Origin of the sequence: Sphingomonas flavida (genome assembly GCF_036663655.1) — a bacterium.
Taxonomy (GTDB): Bacteria; Pseudomonadota; Alphaproteobacteria; order Sphingomonadales; family Sphingomonadaceae; genus Sphingomonas.
In genome coordinates, this window is the sequence record NZ_JAXOJH010000004.1 from 122,265 (window position 1) to 138,112 (window position 15,848).

General features: G+C 66.9%; 11 protein-coding genes. 7 read left to right on the top strand and 4 right to left on the bottom strand.

Going from position 1 to position 15,848, the window contains the following annotated elements; all coding sequences use genetic code 11:
* The first annotated feature begins 35 nt into the window (after positions 1 to 35).
* Positions 36 to 515, top strand: a complete 480-nt coding sequence (locus tag U1703_RS06255) for a pyridoxamine 5'-phosphate oxidase family protein (protein ID WP_332785020.1) — start codon at positions 36 to 38, stop codon at positions 513 to 515.
* Positions 516 to 700: 185 nt separating this feature from the next.
* Here U1703_RS06255 and U1703_RS06260 read toward each other — a convergent pair whose 3' ends face one another.
* On the bottom strand, positions 701 to 1,918 hold the full coding sequence (locus U1703_RS06260; RefSeq protein ID WP_320453444.1) for a polyhydroxyalkanoate depolymerase: 1,218 nt from the start codon (positions 1,916 to 1,918) through the stop codon (positions 701 to 703).
* A gap of 225 nt (positions 1,919 to 2,143) precedes the next feature.
* On the opposite strand from U1703_RS06260, the gene U1703_RS06265 reads away from it, so the two are divergent.
* Together U1703_RS06265 and U1703_RS06270 are read left to right on the top strand one after the other, a co-directional pair.
* Positions 2,144 to 3,937, top strand: a complete 1,794-nt coding sequence (locus U1703_RS06265) for an ABC transporter transmembrane domain-containing protein (RefSeq protein WP_320453443.1) — start codon at positions 2,144 to 2,146, stop codon at positions 3,935 to 3,937.
* 233 nt (positions 3,938 to 4,170) lie between these two features.
* Positions 4,171 to 6,111 (top strand): glycoside hydrolase family 84 protein, encoded by a 1,941-nt coding sequence (locus U1703_RS06270; protein ID WP_332785021.1) that lies wholly within the window; start codon positions 4,171 to 4,173, stop codon positions 6,109 to 6,111.
* On the opposite strand, the gene U1703_RS06275 is transcribed toward U1703_RS06270, so the two are convergent.
* Positions 6,095 to 8,590: a family 20 glycosylhydrolase gene (locus U1703_RS06275; protein WP_332785022.1), complete on the bottom strand. Its 2,496-nt coding sequence runs from the start codon at positions 8,588 to 8,590 to the stop codon at positions 6,095 to 6,097. The two genes, U1703_RS06270 and U1703_RS06275, sit on opposite strands and share 17 nt — an antisense overlap.
* 232 nt (positions 8,591 to 8,822) lie before the next feature.
* Between U1703_RS06275 and rnr the strand changes: the two genes are divergently transcribed.
* Together rnr and U1703_RS06285 are read left to right on the top strand one after the other, a co-directional pair.
* Positions 8,823 to 11,021, top strand: coding sequence for a ribonuclease R (rnr, locus tag U1703_RS06280; protein WP_332785023.1), 2,199 nt, complete (start codon positions 8,823 to 8,825; stop codon positions 11,019 to 11,021).
* A gap of 176 nt (positions 11,022 to 11,197) precedes the next feature.
* Positions 11,198 to 12,166 carry a glutathione S-transferase family protein gene (locus U1703_RS06285; RefSeq protein WP_332785024.1) on the top strand — a complete coding sequence of 323 codons (969 nt, stop codon included), beginning with the start codon at positions 11,198 to 11,200 and terminating at the stop codon, positions 12,164 to 12,166.
* A gap of 113 nt (positions 12,167 to 12,279) precedes the next feature.
* Here U1703_RS06285 and proS read toward each other — a convergent pair whose 3' ends face one another.
* Positions 12,280 to 13,812 (bottom strand): proline--tRNA ligase, encoded by a 1,533-nt coding sequence (proS, locus tag U1703_RS06290; protein WP_332785025.1) that lies wholly within the window; start codon positions 13,810 to 13,812, stop codon positions 12,280 to 12,282.
* A gap of 92 nt (positions 13,813 to 13,904) precedes the next feature.
* Between proS and U1703_RS06295 the strand changes: the two genes are divergently transcribed.
* A complete protein-coding gene (locus tag U1703_RS06295; RefSeq protein ID WP_320453437.1) occupies positions 13,905 to 14,801 on the top strand; it encodes a DMT family transporter in 897 nt (298 codons plus the stop codon).
* A 38-nt stretch (positions 14,802 to 14,839) separates the two neighbouring features.
* On the opposite strand, the gene bluB is transcribed toward U1703_RS06295, so the two are convergent.
* Complete coding sequence (gene bluB / locus U1703_RS06300; RefSeq protein WP_332785026.1) at positions 14,840 to 15,463, bottom strand: 5,6-dimethylbenzimidazole synthase; 624 nt, start codon at positions 15,461 to 15,463, stop codon at positions 14,840 to 14,842.
* A 103-nt stretch (positions 15,464 to 15,566) separates the two neighbouring features.
* Here bluB and U1703_RS06305 point away from each other — a divergent pair, with 103 nt between their 5' ends.
* Positions 15,567 to 15,824: a SemiSWEET family transporter gene (locus U1703_RS06305; RefSeq protein ID WP_320453435.1), complete on the top strand. Its 258-nt coding sequence runs from the start codon at positions 15,567 to 15,569 to the stop codon at positions 15,822 to 15,824.
* Positions 15,825 to 15,848: the final 24 nt, after the last annotated feature.

The following is a 15,848-nucleotide window of genomic DNA, read 5'->3' on the forward strand; positions in this document are numbered from 1 at the left end:
TCTTCCAATCAAACCCCAAGAACAGGAGAGCCATGATGGCCGACGACAGCCCCCAGGAAATCGCCGCCAAGTTCCTCGACAAGCTGAAGAGCAGCCCGTTCGTCATGATCGGCCTGAACGACGGCCAGCATTCCGAACCGATGACCGCGCAGATCGACGACGATCAGCCCAACACGCTGTTCTTCTTCGCAGGCCGCGACAACCGCATCGCGGGCGGTGGCGAGGCGATGGCGCAGTTCGTTGGCAAGGGACACGACTTCTTCGCGTGCCTGGCAGGCCGCGTCTCGGTCGACAATGACCGCGCACAGATCGATAAGCTCTGGAGCAATCAGGTCGAGGCCTGGTTTCCGCAGGGCAAGTCGGACCCCAACCTGACGCTGCTGCGCTTCGACATCAGCTCGGCCGAGCTGTGGGAAACCGACATTTCGCTGTCGGGCCGGGTGAAAATGCTGTTCGGCGGCACGATCCGTTCGGACGAGTCCTCCAGCCACGCGGTGGTCGGCTCGGTCGCGTAAATCGCGAAAACCGGAATGCGAAACGCCCGGAGGCCATGGCTTCCGGGCGTTTCCCTATACCTTCAAAGCCCGTTCAGCCTGAACGAAGTCGAAGGCCAAGGGAAAGCTTTCGCCACACACTCTTGGCTGCGGGCATCGCGTGGCCTTCGACTTCGCTCAGGCTGAACGGAGGATGGAAGCCGTCTTCACCCGTTGGCCTTGATCCACTCCTCGACCACCGGCGCGATGCGGTTGCGCCATTTGGATCCGTTGAAGATGCCGTAATGGCCAACCTTCTCGGCCATGAAATACCGCTTCTTCTCATCCGACAGGTTGGTCGCCAGCGTCAGCGCGGCGCGGGTCTGGCCCAGGCCGGAGATATCGTCGCGCTCGCCCTCGATCGCCAGGATGCCGATATCGGTGATCGCACCCGGATCGACATGCTTGCCGTGATGGTACATCTCGCCCTTGGGCAGGGCGTGGCGCTGGAACACCAGCTCGACGGTCTGGAGGTAGAATTCCGCCGTCATGTCGCACACCGCGCGATATTCGTCGTAGAAACGCTTGGTCGAGTCGGCGCTCTCCCCGTCGCCCTGGACCAGATGCTTGAACATCTCCCAGTGCGAAATCATGTGATTGCCCAGGTTCATCGACATGAATCCGGCCAGCTGGAGAAAGCCCGGATAGACCCGCCGACCCGCACCCGGATAGGTCATCGGCACGGTCGCGATCGCATTCTGCTCGAACCAGGCATGGGGGCGCTCGGTCGCGAGCAGGTTCACCGCCGTCGGTGCCTCGCGCGTGTCGACCGGGCCGCCCATCAGGGTCAGGGTGCGCGGCGTGCAGGGATGCTTGTCGGCGCTCATGACGCAGGCCGCGACATAGCAGGGCACCGACGGCTGGCACACCGCCAGCGCATGCGCGCCAGGCCCGATTTCCGTCAGGAAGTCGATGATGTAATCGACATAATCGTCGAAGGTGAAACGCCCCTCGGACAGCGGCACCAGCTTCGCGTCGCGCCAGTCGGTGATGTACACCTCGCAGGACGGCAGCATCCGCTGCACGGTGCCGCGCAGCAGCGTGGCATAATGGCCCGACATGGGCGCGACGATCAACAGCTTGGGGCTGTCCTCCACGCCTTCGCGGCGGAAACGCTTCAACTGGCCGAAGGGCTTGCGGAGCACGATCTCCTCATGGACCGCCACCTCACGCCCGTCGATCTCGGTCTTGGTCAGGCCGAAAGCGGGCTTGCCGCGCGGGGCGGCGGCGTGGGCGAAGACCTCCAGCGCCGATCCCATGATCGCGCCGCCACCCAGATAGGCGAAGGGGTTGGCCGGGTTCTGGAGCAGCCCGGCGCCGAAATTGGCCAAGGCGCTGGCCCCCGCCAGCATCGAGCGTTGCATTTCATAGGCGTCGTACAGCATCGTCGATTCCCCTGCGCTCCGCCGGACGGAGCCATGATCGCCGTCCATCTACCACGAAACCGTTTGCGCATGATGACCAGAATATGGCCGATCGGTCATAGTGCGCCATCGATGACGGGGTGATGCCGGCCATGTCAGCAGGAGAACGCACCAATGCGCCCAAACGATGCGTCCAGGGCCCTGCCCGGCGTTGAGCGGATGCCGCCACGCTGCTAGGCCCCCGGCATGGCCAGATCCGCCGCGTCCCGCAAATCCGCCGAACCCTCCGTTCCGGCCAGCCGCCGCCTCAGCAACCTGAAGATGGTCTGGCGCTACACGCTGCGCTATCCGGGGCATCTGGCCGCCGCCGCCCTGTCGCTGGCGGTCGCGGCACTCGCGACCCTGTTCATCCCGCGCACCTTCCAGAAGGTGATCGACCACGGTTTCGGCAACGTCACCGATACCGGCGATATCGCGCCCTATTTCCAGGGGCTGCTGGCGGTCGTCGTCGTGCTGGCGATCGCCACCGCCTTCCGTTTCTATTTCGTGTCGTGGCTGGGCGAGCGGACGGTCGCGGATATCCGGATCGCGGTGCAGGCCAATCTGCTTCGCCTGGCGCCGCGCTATTTCGAGGAGAATCGCCCTTCCGAGATTGCCAGCCGCCTGACCGCCGACACCGCGATCATCGAGCAGGTGGTCGGCTCGACCGTGTCGATCGCATTGCGCAACACGGTGATCGGGATCGGTGGCACGATCTATCTGTTCGCGCTGTCGCCCAAGCTGACCCTGTCGCTGCTGGTGTGCATCCCGCTGATCGTCCTGCCGATCGTGATCCTGGGCAAGCGGGTGCGCAGCTATTCGCGCGACAGCCAGGACCGGCTTGCCGACATCGGCGCGACGGCGGTCGAGACGCTGGGGGCGATGAAGGTCGTCCAGGCCTTTGGGCAGGAACGCCGCGAGGCGGAACGGTTCGAGCTGGCGGTCAGCAACGGCTTCGCCACCTCGCGCAAGCGCTTCCTGCTGCGCGCGGTGATGACCGCGATGGTGATCGGCCTGTTCTTCGGCGGGCTGACGCTCCTGCTGTGGGAAGCCGTGGCCGACGTCGCCAGCGGACGGCTGTCGGGCGGATCGCTGACCGCCTTCGTCGTGACGGGGATGCTGGTGGCGGGCTCGTTCCAGGCGCTGACCGAGGTGTGGGGCGACATACTGCGCGCGTCGGGCGCGGCGCAGCGTCTGGCGGAACTGCTGGCCGAAGAGCCGGAAATCGCCCCGCCGCCTGCCCCCGCCGTCCTGCCGGTCATCCCGATGGGCGCGCTGCGGTTCGACAATGTGGTGTTCCACTATCCGACCCGGCCCGAGGTCGCGGCGCTGAGCGACTTCTCGCTCGACATCCGGCCCGGTGAGACGGTGGCGGTGGTCGGCCCTTCGGGCGCTGGCAAGTCGACGCTGTTCCAGCTGGCCGAGCGCTTCTACGATCCGCAATCGGGCAATATCTCGCTCGACGGGGTGAGCTTGCGCGATGCCGATCCGGCGGCGATCCGGGCGCGCATCGCGATGGTGCCGCAGGAAACGGTGATCTTCGGCGCCTCGGCCCGCGACAATTTGCGCTATGGCCGGTGGGAGGCGAGTGACGACGAACTCTGGGCCGCCGCCGAAGCCGCCAACGCCGCCGAATTCCTGCGCGCGCTGCCGCAGGGACTGGACACCTTCCTGGGTGAAGGGGGCGCGCGCCTGTCGGGGGGGCAGCGCCAGCGGATCACCATCGCCCGTGCACTGTTGCGCGACGCGCCGATCCTGTTGCTCGACGAGGCGACAAGCGCGCTGGATGCCGAGAGCGAGCAGCTGGTCCAGCAGGCGCTGGAAAGGCTGATGGCGAACCGGACCACGCTGGTCATCGCGCACCGGCTAGCGACCGTACGCGCGGCCGAGCGGATCGTGGTGATGGATGGCGGGCGGATCGTCGAGCAGGGACGACATGCGCAACTGATCGCGGGTGGTGGGCTCTATGCGCGGTTGGCGAGCCTTCAGTTTCACGATTGATAGGCCCGGTTTAATACCATTGGCGGGAGGGATTCCCCGGGCCTTCGACTTCGCTCAGGCTGGACGGAGGTCCGTGCGAAATCCCTCACCTTCGCCCGGCTCAGCCTGGACGAAGTCGAAGGCCACGCTTCATTTCTCCCCAAACCACTGAAATGCCGACCCTAATGGTGCTTGCAGGCCGCCACCCTCTCCCCTAGGCTTCGACAATACCAGTTAAATACCGGAGATCGAGGATGACGCGGGCGGCAAACAGATGGACGGGCGCGGCGATCGCCTTGGCGATGCTGGCCCCGGCGGTGCAGGCGAACCCCGTTACCCTCCCCGCCATCTTCCCTGCCCCCGCCACGATGACACTCGGCACCGGCGAAGTCCCGCTCGGCCGTGCCGTCACGCTGATCGTCGCGCCCGGCACCGAGCCGGAGACCGCCACGCTGGTCCGCGACCTGCTGACCCGCGCCGGTATCACCGAGATCGCCACGGCCACGCGACTGCCCGCCTCGTTCGACCGCCCGACCATCGTGATCGGCCCGGACAGCGCCGCGCTGGTCCGCGAAGCCCTGTCACGCAGCAAGGCCAGCGCCGATGACGCCCGCGAGGGCTATACGCTGACCGCCCTCGCCTCGGGGACCGGCGGCCTCATCACGCTGGCGGGGCATGACGCGGACGGCCTGTTCCACGCCGCGCAGACCCTGCGCCAATTGCTGACCCGCAAGGCCATCCCCGCGCTGACCATCAGCGACCATCCCGCCATGCCGATCCGCGGCACGATCGAGGGTTTCTACGGCAAGCCCTGGTCGATGACTGACCGCACCAAGCATCTGGACTTCCTCGGCCAGATGAAGGCCAACACCTATGTTTACAGTCCCAAGGACGATCCCTTCGCCCGCGACAAGTGGCGCGAGGCCTATCCCGCCGCGACGCTGGACGCGCTGGGGACGCTGGCCGCGCGCGCCAAGGCGAACCATGTCGATTTCGTCTACGCCATCTCGCCGGGGCCGAGCATCTGCTTCTCCGACCCGGCGGACGAGCAGGCGCTGCTTCGCAAATTCGCGGCCTTGCGCGGGATCGGCGTGCACAGCTTCTATGTCGCACTCGACGACATCGAATATCAGAAGTGGAATTGCGAGGCGGACAAGGCCGCGTTCGGCCCCTCGGGTGCGCAGGCCGCCGGGGTCGCCCAGTCGAAGCTGCTGAATGCGGTACAGGCCGACCTGCTGAAACAGGACCCTGCCTCGCGCCCGCTGATCATGGTGCCGACCGAATATTATGATGCCAAGGAAAGCCCCTATAAGGCCGCTCTCCGCGCCAATCTGAACCCGCGCATCGTCGTGCAGTGGACCGGCACCGACGTCGTGCCCCCCGCCATCTCGATCCCCGATGCCAAGGCTGCGACCAAGGCGTTCGGTCGCAAGACGCTGCTGTGGGACAATTATCCGGTCAACGACTATGCCAGTTCGGCCGGGCGGCTGCTGCTCGCGCCCTATGCCAAGCGCGAGGCGGGGCTGTCGTCCGAGCTGACCGGTATCCTGTCCAACCCGATGAACCAGGAAGCGCCCAGCCGGGTCGCGGTCACGGGCGTGCTGGCGTTCGGCTGGAACGACAAGGGTTATGATGCCGACCGCACCTGGCACTATGCCGCACGCGATCTGGCGGGGGGCGAGCCCCGTGCGACGGCCGCGCTGCTGGAGCTGTTCGATACCCAGCATCTGGCTCCCACCTTCGGCAGCCAGCCCTGGCAGGAACAGGCCCCCAGGCTGAAGGCGCTGCTCGACCATGTGCGCGAGGCGCTGGCCAATGGCGACGAGAGCGAACGCCGGGCGGCGCTGGCGGCGTTGCACGCCAAGGCCGATGCACTGGCCGATGCGCCCGACATCATCCGCGCGGGCGTGGTCGATCCGGCCTTTGCCGAACAGGCGGCCCCGTGGCTGGAGGCGATGCAGCTCTGGGGCCGCGCGCTCGGACAGACCGCCGCCGGGCTCGACGCCGCCGACCACGGCAATGCCGCTGCGGCGCGCTATTTCGCCGATGCCAGGCGGATCGCCGCGCAGGCCGCCGCCGTGCAGAGCATCAAGGGGGCGGTGCGCTTCGACGGGCCGATCAAGATCGCCGATGGTGTGCTCGACCGGTTCATCGCCGATGCGCCCGGCCTGATCGCGGTTACGGCGAAACCGTAACCGTCCGGCTGGCGCGGCGGCCATCGGGGGTGCGGGTGCGAAGCTCGACCGCCCCCGTCACCGCCACCGGCCCGTCATAGCGCCGCCATGCCGTGCCGCCGGTGCGATACTCGATCGGTGTGCCGGAAAACTCGGCATTGGCCTCCAGCCTGCCGTTCGCGATCCGCGCGCCCGGCGGGGCCAGGCGATAGGTCACGCCCGCCCGGTCGAGCAGGCGCATCTGCACGCCCATGCGGCCCGCAAAATCCTGCCATCCGGTCAGCAGTCGGGCGCGGTCAACGCGCGGATCGTTCGGCGCATAGCCCGTCCCGGCGGCATAAGCGGGCTCCCAGTCCGGTTTGCTCCAGGCGCGTTCGGCCAGCGCCAGCAGGCGGGGGAACAGCATGTAATCGACCTGGGTGTCGCGCCGCACCGTCTCGCTCCACAACTGCGCCTGGATTCCGGCGATGCTGCGACCGGGCTGAAGCGGTACGGCGTCGGCGATCGCCTTGGGCTGGGCCAGGATATCGGGGATCAGCGCGGCATTGGCGGCCAGATTGCCCGGCATGAAGCCGAACACCTGGAAGCTGTCCACCCCGCGCGAGGCCCAGTCATAGCCGGTTTCGTTCGGATCGGCGGCATAGGGCATGTCGAAATAGCCGAGATCGGGGATCGACAGCACCGTCTTCCACCCGCGATTGGCTTGGCCATGCGCCTCGGCCACGCCCCCTGCGTGCAGGTTGCTCCAGATATTGGTCTGGACCTTGGGCGGCATCCTGGCCGGGTCGGTATGGCCCAGCCCGTCGCTCCACCCCGCGACCGCGATGCCGCGCTTGGCGAGGTCGGCCGAAATCCGTTCGATGAAATACGCCCCCAGCTGCCTGGGCTGCATGTCCGTTTTCGCCATCATCACCTTGCAGGCGGGCGACTGGACCCAGGCCCCGGCGGTCTCGTCCGCACCGATATGATAGGTGGTCAGCGGCACCCCCGCCGCCCTGTGCAGGGCCGCGATGTCGTCGATCACCGCGTCGATGAAGCGATAGGTGCTGTCGATACACACGTTCAGCGTGTTGTCGTCATAATGCTGGACGCTGGAATAGCGGGTGGTGTCGCCGGGCTCGACCAGCCGGAAACGCTCGGCCCCCGCCTTGTCACCCTTCGCCATCAGCCGGTCGTAGCGCACTTCCATAGAACGGATCGCGGCACGCGAATGGCCCGGCATGTCGAAGGAAGGGATGACGTCGATATGCCGTGCGGCGGCGGCGCGCAGGATTTCCGAATAGTCGGCGGCGCTCAGATAGCCGTTGGTCGGCGCCTCCCTGGACGGGTCCGCGCCAAGCTGCGGCGAAAGGCAGGTCTTCTCGGTCAGGTCGGCACAGCGATAGGCCCCCACCTCGGTCAGCTCGGGCAGGCTCGCGATCTGCAACCGCCAGCCCTCGTCATCGCCCAGATGCAGGTGGAGTGTGTTGAGCTTGTACACCGCCATCTGCTCGACCAGCTTCAGGATTTCGGCCTTGCTGTGGAAGTTACGCGCCAGGTCGATATGCAGCCCGCGAAAGCCGTAGCGCGGCGCATCCTCGACGATCAGCGGGCGGAGCGTCGTGCCCTCCGCCGCCATCTGCTGCGCCAGCGAGCGCAAAGCATAGGACGCCCCCGCCGCATCCGCCGCCGCGATGGTCACGCCGCCCTGGCCGATGGTCAGGCGATACCCCTCCGCCGCGATCCCGGCCTGCCTGCGGATGGTCAGCGGCACCGTACCCACCGGCAATCCGGCCAGTGCGGGCGCGATGGCGGCGCGGGCAAAGCCGTCGGTGGTGACCCGCAAACCCCTGGACAGATCGAGCGGCGCACCGACCGGGCGCGTGACCTTCGCCGGCCGGGGCAGGATCGCCACATCGACCGGCGTCGCCGCGCCGCGCTCGGCATAGAGGGCAAAGGCGCGCTCGGGCGTGCGCCACATGGTCTGGTCGTCGGGCGCGCTGCGGGCCAGCGCCGCCTCGTCGGTCATGGGGGCCACGAAGGGCAAGGTTTCCAGCCCCGTCTCGGCGTCTGTCCCGGTCCGGGTCGCGGCGATCACGCGCGGCGCAAGTCCCGCCACCGCCAGCGTCGCGTTGGGCATCATATGGTTGCGCGAGAAGAACGCGCCCAGCCCGGTCAGCTTCACATGATAGACCTGCCCCGGCGTCAACGACCGGCCGGGCTTCAGCGTCAGGACGTTCAGGTCGCCGTTGATCGTGCGATTGTCGAAGGTTTCACTGTCGACCTTCAACACCGGATTGACCAGGCTGTAGCGGATTTCGACCGGCAGGGCGGGCGCGTCCGACGGCACTGCGATGGCGATGTCCGCCTCGAAACAACGCGCAGTGCCGGTCGGGCAGGACGCAGGCCGGTTGGTCAGGATGGTGTAGCGATAGCCGAGCGTGGCCGCGAGCCGGTCCAGATCGGCCTGCGTGGCAGGAGCCGCCGCCAGGATCGCGGCCGAAGCCCATAAAGTCATCATGCTCTGCCCGTCCCGCTACGCCATACTGGTATTACATTGGATCATGATAAGACGTGCGACGCAATCCTCCCCTGCAAGGGGAGGGGACCGCCGCGAAGCGGTGGTGGAGGGGGATCGCCTGATAGGGTTCGCCGTGTGGAGCACCCCCTCCACCAGCTTTGCTGGTCCCCCTCCCCGTACCGGGGAGGATTGTAGGGGTGACGCCGCCCGCCCTACCCCCTATCTCTCCCCCATGAAAAAACCCCAGCCGGGTCTGCCGACCCGTGAGCAAATCCTCGCCTTCATCGAACAGTCGGACCAGCCGGCAGGCAAGCGCGAGATCGCGCGGGCTTTCGGTCTGTCCGCGCAGGAGAAGATCGGGTTGAAGGCGCTGCTCAAGGACATGGCAGACGAAGGGCTGATCGACAGCGCGCCGGGTCGCGCCTTCCACAAGATGGGCGGACTGCCCAAGGTGACGGTGCTGCGCATCGTCGATGTCGATGACGGCGGCAATGTCTGGGGCCAGCCCGAGCATTGGGAAGCGGACGGCATCCCCATCCCCCGCCTGCGCATCCGCGAGCGCAAGCGCGGGTCGCTCGGCATCGGCCAGCGGGTGCTGGCGCGGACCGAAGAAGCGGGCGGCGGCTGGATCGCGCATGTCATGAAGACGATCGCGCCCGCCTCCGAACAGGTGCTGGGCGTGCTGCGTGAGGAGGCGGGGCGCTTCTGGCTGACCTCCGTCGACAAGAAGGACCGGCGCGAGATGCTGGTGTCGGACACCGGCGATGCCGAGGCGGGCGACCTGGTGCTGGCCGAAAAGGCGGGCCGTCCGCCGCGCATCACCGCGAAGGTGGTCGAGCGGTTGGGCGACCCCTTCGCCCCGCGCAGCTTCTCGCTGATCGCGATCCACAAGTTCGAGATTCCCGACCGCTTCCAGCCCGAAACGCTCGAAGAAGCAGAGCGGGTCGCGCGCCAGCCGCTGGGCGACGACCGCGAGGACCTGCGCGACCTGCCGATCGTCGCGATCGATCCGGTCGATGCGCGCGACCATGACGATGCGGTCTGGGCCGCGCCCGACGACGACCCGGCCAATCCGGAAGGATGGCGCGCCATCGTCGCCATCGCCGATGTCAGCTTCTATGTCCGCCCCGGCTCGGCGATCGACAAGGATGCGCGGCGGCGGGGCAACTCGGTCTATTTCCCCGACCGGGTCGTGCCGATGCTGCCCGAAATCCTGTCGGCGGATGTCTGTTCGCTGAAGGAGGGGGAGGACCGCGCCGCGCTCGCCTGCCACCTTCAGGTCACGAGGGACGGGAAGCTCAAGGGGTTCCGCTTCACCCGCGCGGTCGTGCGGCTGGCGGCGAACATCGCCTATGAGGATGCGCAGGCCGCCATCGACGGCGAATTGTCGCACCCGTTGACCGACACCGCGCTGCGCCCGCTCTGGGATTGCTGGGCCGCACTCGCCAAGGCGCGCGACGATCGCGAGCCGCTCGACCTCGACCTGCCCGAACGCCGGGTGGTGCTCGACCAGAATGGCCGCATCCTGTCGGTCGCGCCACGCGCGCGGCTGGATGCGCACCGGCTGATCGAGGATTACATGATCGCCGCCAACGTCGCCGCCGCCAAGGCGCTGGAGGCAAAGAAGGCCCCGGTCATGTACCGCGTCCATGAGGTGCCCAGCCGCACCAAGCTGGTCGCACTGAAGGACTATCTCGAAACCTTCGACATTCCCTTCGCCATGGGACAGGTGATCCGTCCGGCGACCTTCAACCGGATCATCGACAAGATCGGCGATGCGGAGTTCAAGCCGCAGGTGATGGAGCAGATCCTGCGGTCACAGACCCAGGCCTATTACGCGCCGGTCAATCAGGGGCATTTCGGCCTGTCGCTGGGCTCTTATGCGCATTTCACCTCGCCGATCCGGCGCTATGCCGACCTCGTCGTCCACCGTGCCTTGGTCGGTGCATACAAGCTGGGCGAAGGCGGCCTTCTGCCCGAGGGGGACGAGATGGAGCGGCTGGGCACTGCGATCAGCCAGATGGAACGCCGCGCGATGGAGGCGGAGCGCGAGACGATCGACCGCTATGTCGCGGCCTATCTCTCCGAGCATGTCGGGCAGGTGGTCGAGACGCGGATCACCGGCGTCACCAATTTCGGCTTCTTCGCCACCGTCGACGGCGTGGGCGGCGACGGCCTGATGCCGATCCGCGACCTGGGCGGCGATTACTTCCATTATGACGAAGGCTCGCAGCAACTGCTCGGCGAGAAGACACGGGAGATCTACAAGCTGGGCCAGCGCCTGCCGCTGCGTCTGGCCGAGGCGAATCCGGTGTCGGGGGCGCTGCGCTTCGAGCTGCCCGACGGCAAGGGCGCCAAGCCCGAGCCGCGCCGGGTGCTGAAACGGCGCGGGCGGCCCGCGAACATCCGCCACAACGGCAAGCGGCGGTAAATCCTCCCCGGTACGGGGAGGTGGCAGCGCGCCAGCGCTGACGGAGGGGGGCTTCGGCAACGGACGTCGTTAGCGGCCCGCCCCCACCACCACCGCTCCCCCTCCCCTTGCAGGGGCGGAAAAGTGGGATCGCTCCCCCACCCCCATGCGTACCTCCCCCCATAGGAGGATCAAGCATGGGCAATATGGTGGACGGCGTCTGGCACGCCGATGGTCTTTTCAAGTCGGACGAGAAGGGCAGCTTCAAACGCCCCGATTCCGGTTTCCGCGACTGGGTGACGGCGGATGGGGAGCCCGGCCCCGAAGGCCGGACCGGCCACCGTGCCGAGCCGGGCCGCTATCACCTCTATGTTTCCTATGCCTGCCCGTGGGCGCACCGCACGATGATCGTCCGCGCACTCAAAGGCCTGGAGTCGATGATCGACCTGTCGGTGGTCGATCCGCTGATGCGCGAGAATGGCTGGACCTTCGCCACGACGCATGGCGGCACCGGTGATCCCCTGCACCGCTCGGACTATCTGTGGCAGCTCTATGCCCGCGCGCGCGACGGTTATAGCGGCAAGGTGACGGTGCCGGTCCTGTGGGACAAGCAACGCGACACGATCGTCAGCAACGAATCGGCCGAGATCATCCGCATGTTCAACACCGCGTTCGACGGGCTCGGCGCGCGGGAGGGCGATTATTATCCGCCAGAGCATCGCGACGAGATCGATGCGGTGAACGCGACCGTCTATGACCGGGTAAACAACGGCGTCTATAAATGCGGCTTCGCCCAAAGCCAGGACGCCTATGACGAAGCGGTCGGGCCGCTATTTGCCGAACTGGATACGCTGGAGGAACGGCTGACGGGGCGCGAATGGCTGGTCGGCGACCGGATGACCGAGGCGGATATCCGCCTGTTCACCACGCTCGTTCGCTTCGATGCGGTCTATCACGGGCATTTCAAATGCAATGTGCGGCGAGTGCAGGATTATCCGGCGCTGGAGGGCTTGCTCGAGCGGATGCTGGCGATCCCGGCGATCGCGGACACGGTGCATCTCGATCACATCAAGACGCATTACTATGCCAGCCATTTGGAGTTGAACCCGACCGGCATCGTGCCGGCCGGGCCGGATTTGCCCTGGGCGGGATTGGTGAACTCTTAAGCCCCTCCCGCAGGCGGGAGGGGTTTGGGGAGGGCATGGCGTCTCACGGAGACCGCCGCTTGTGGCCTTCCCTCCCCCCCAACCCCCTCCCGCCTGCGGGAGGGGGAGTTTGCTTAGTACGCCCGACCGATCAGCACGCGCTCCACCGCTTCACGGCCGGTGAAGATGCAGGGCCCGTCATCGCAGCCCGTCTGCCCCATCGGCGCATTGCGGATCGTCAGCTTCAGGGCCTTCAGCTTCTCGACCACCTGCGCCAGTTCGTCGCCCGTCGGCTTGGCCCAGCGGACATCGACCCAGCCGGGGTTCTTGATGCCGTCCGCGAAATGCGCCTCGACGCTCGCCCAGTCGTCGACGGGTACGATCTGCGCCTTCAGCCGCTCGGCCGACTGGCGATGCAGTTCGCCCTGGATGTCGGCGAGCAGGTCGGCGACGCCGCTCACGAAATCACCGCGCGGCTGCACGACCGAGTCGAGCTTGCCGTCCGCGCGGTACAGCCGGTCGCGGCGGATGACCGAGACGTTGCCGCCCGCCATGTCGCGGCCGCCGACCTCGATGACGACCGGTGCGCCCTTCTTGACCCAGCTCCAGCGCTTGTTGGCGGCCTTTTGCGCGCGCGCATCGACCATGGCGCGGATCGGCTCGCCCAGCGCGGCCCCACCCACCAGTTCCTTTTGCAGATCGCGGCAATAGCTAAGCAGCGCCTCGTCCTCGGGCTGGTCGCGCAGCATCGGCACGATCACCACCTGCCACGGCGCGACCTTGGGCGGCACGCGCATGCCGTCATCGTCGCCGTGGACCATGATCATCGCGCCGATCGTGCGCGTGGTCATGCCCCAGCTGGTCGTCTGCGCATAATCCAGCCCGCCCTCGGCGTTCTGGAAGCGGATATTCTGCGCCTTGGCGAAATTGTCGCCCAGGAAATGGCTGGTCGCGGTTTGCAGCGCCTTGCCGTCCTGCATCATCGCCTCGATCGAATAGGTCGAGACTGCACCGGGGAAGCGCTCATTCTCGGGCTTTTCGCCCGCGATCACATGCACGCCCAGGCAATCCTCGGCGAAGCTGCGATAGACCTCCAGCATCTGCAGCGTCTCGGCCCGCGCCTCGTCCACCGTGGCATGGGCGGTATGCCCCTCCTGCCACAAAAACTCGGCGGTGCGCAGGAACATGCGGGTGCGCATTTCCCAGCGGACGACATTGGCCCACTGGTTGATCAGCACCGGCAGGTCGCGCCACGACTGGACCCAACGGGCAAAGGCGGTGCCGATCACCGTCTCCGAGGTCGGCCGCACGACCAAGGGCTCTTCCAGCTTCGCCTCGGGATCGGGGACCAGGCCGCCCTTGCCGTCCGCGATCAGCCGGTGATGCGTGACGACCGCCATCTCCTTGGCGAAGCCGTCGACATGCTCGGCCTCCTTCTCGAAATAGCTGAGCGGGATGAACAGCGGGAAATAGCAATTCTCATGCCCCGTCGCCTTGATGCGATCGTCGAGCAGCCGCTGGATACGCTCCCAGATGCCATAGCCCCAGGGGCGGATGACCATGCAGCCACGGACGCCGGACTCCTCGGCCAGATCGCCCTCGGCGATGACGGACTGATACCAGGCGGAGAAATCCGCGTCGCGGGTGACGGTCAGAGCATGCTTCATGCCCGCCCGATAGCGGCAAAGACCCGCCTTCGCCAAGAGGGCGGGCGCGTTCGGGGTTTCTTCGCGGTGCAGCAGAGGTTAGGGACCGCCGCATGACCGGCGACCGCGTGCTCAAAGGCATCGGCCTGCGCCTGATCGCCATCTTCTTCCTGTCGACCATGTCGGCCTTCGTGAAGCTGGCCGAGTCGCGCGGGGCGACCTTGTCCGAAACCATGTTCTTTCGACAGCTTTGCGCGCTGCCGGTCGTGCTCGCCTTTGTCCTGGCGGGACCGGGGCTGGCATCCCTGCGCACCGCCCGGCTGAAGGGCCATGCCAAGCGGGCGATGGTCGGTCTGGTCGGCATGGTCTTTACCTTCGGCGCGGTCATGCTGTTACCGCTGGCCGAGGCAACGACGTTCCAGTTCACCGTGCCGATCTTCGCCACGCTGCTGGGTGCCTTGGTACTGGGCGAGAGGACGGGGATCCAGCGATGGGCCGCCGTGCTGGTCGGGTTTGCGGGCGTGCTGCTCGTCGTGCGGCCAGGGGCGAGCGACATGTCGCTGTTCGGGGCGGGCGTCGGGCTGATGGCGGCGATGTTCGTCGCCATCGTCGCGATCGTGCTGCGCCAGTTGCGCGACGAGCCCGCGACGACGACCGTCTTCTACTTCACCATCCTGACCCTGCCCTTCATCGCCGTGCCCTATGCCTTTCACCTGAAGGCGCACGATCCGCTGACCTGGGTGGTGCTGGTGTCGATCGGGCTGGCGGGCGGCATGGGGCAGTTGGCACTGACCGGCGCGTCGCGGCTGGCACCGGTCGCGGCGGTCGTGCCGATGGACTATTCGGGGCTGATCTGGGCGACCGTCTATGGCTGGCTGATCTTCGGAGTACTGCCTACGGCGGGCACCTGGTACGGCGCGCCTGTCATCATCGCCAGCGGGTTGTTCATCGTCTGGCGCGAGCAGAGGCTGGGCAAGCAGCAGACGAGTACGGCCGCGGCGGAGGATTGATCCGCCATTATTCCTCCCCCTCCAGGGGAGGAATCTCGCTATCGCACTTCCCACAGCGTCGGGGCATTTTCCTGCCACCCCGCCCGGTGGAGCAGCGGCGTGTCGTCATCCCATTCGGCATGGCCCAGACACAGATAGGCGGTGAACGCCCAGTCCTCCGGCACCGCGAAGATCCGCTCCATCTCAGCGGGGTCGAGGATCGACACCATGCCCATCCCCAGATTGGCCGCGCGCGCCGCCAGCCACAGCGTATGGATCGCCATCGCGGTCGACTGGCGCAGCGTCTCGGGCATGGTGCGCCGGCCCAGGCCATGGCCCGCCGCCGGGTCGATATGGGTGAAGACCGCCAGTTGCACCGGCGCGGCGTCCAGCCCGGCGAGCTTCAGCGCGCCATAGGCCGCGGCCCGCTCGTCGCGATAATCGGCTGCCGCCTTCTTGTCGCAACGCTCGAAATCGGCGCGGACCGCCGCGCGCAATGCGGGGTCCTCGACCCGGATAACCCGCCAGGGCCGCGCATTGCCGACGGACGGCGCCAGTGCCATCGCCTCGCCGAGGCGCGCCAGGACATCCTCGGTGATCGGATCGGTTCGGAAGTGGCGGACGTCGCGCCGCCAGCGCAGGATCGCCTCCAGTGTCGACGCCTGCCCCCTGTCGAACCGCATCGCCCCCTGCTCCTGCCCGGACGCGGGAGCATCCGCGCAGGGTTGCGCGTTAGGCGACAAGGCTTCAATCGATTTATCAGCCATTTAAGGAGATTCCGATACCGTGAGCGAACGGAAATTGATGCTGCTCGGCTGGATCGCCACCGCAACCGCCGTGGCCATGTACCTGTCCTATATCGACCAGATTCAGCGCAATCTGGCGGGACACAAGGGGTCGATGATTCAGCCGCTGGCGACGATGATAAACTGTTCGCTCTGGGTCGCGTACGGATTCTTGCGCGAGAAGCGGGACTGGCCGATCGTGTTCGCCAATGCGCCCGGGGTGATACTGGGCGGGATCTGTCTGTTTACGGCCTTGTAAGCCGCGACAAGACCACCCTCACCC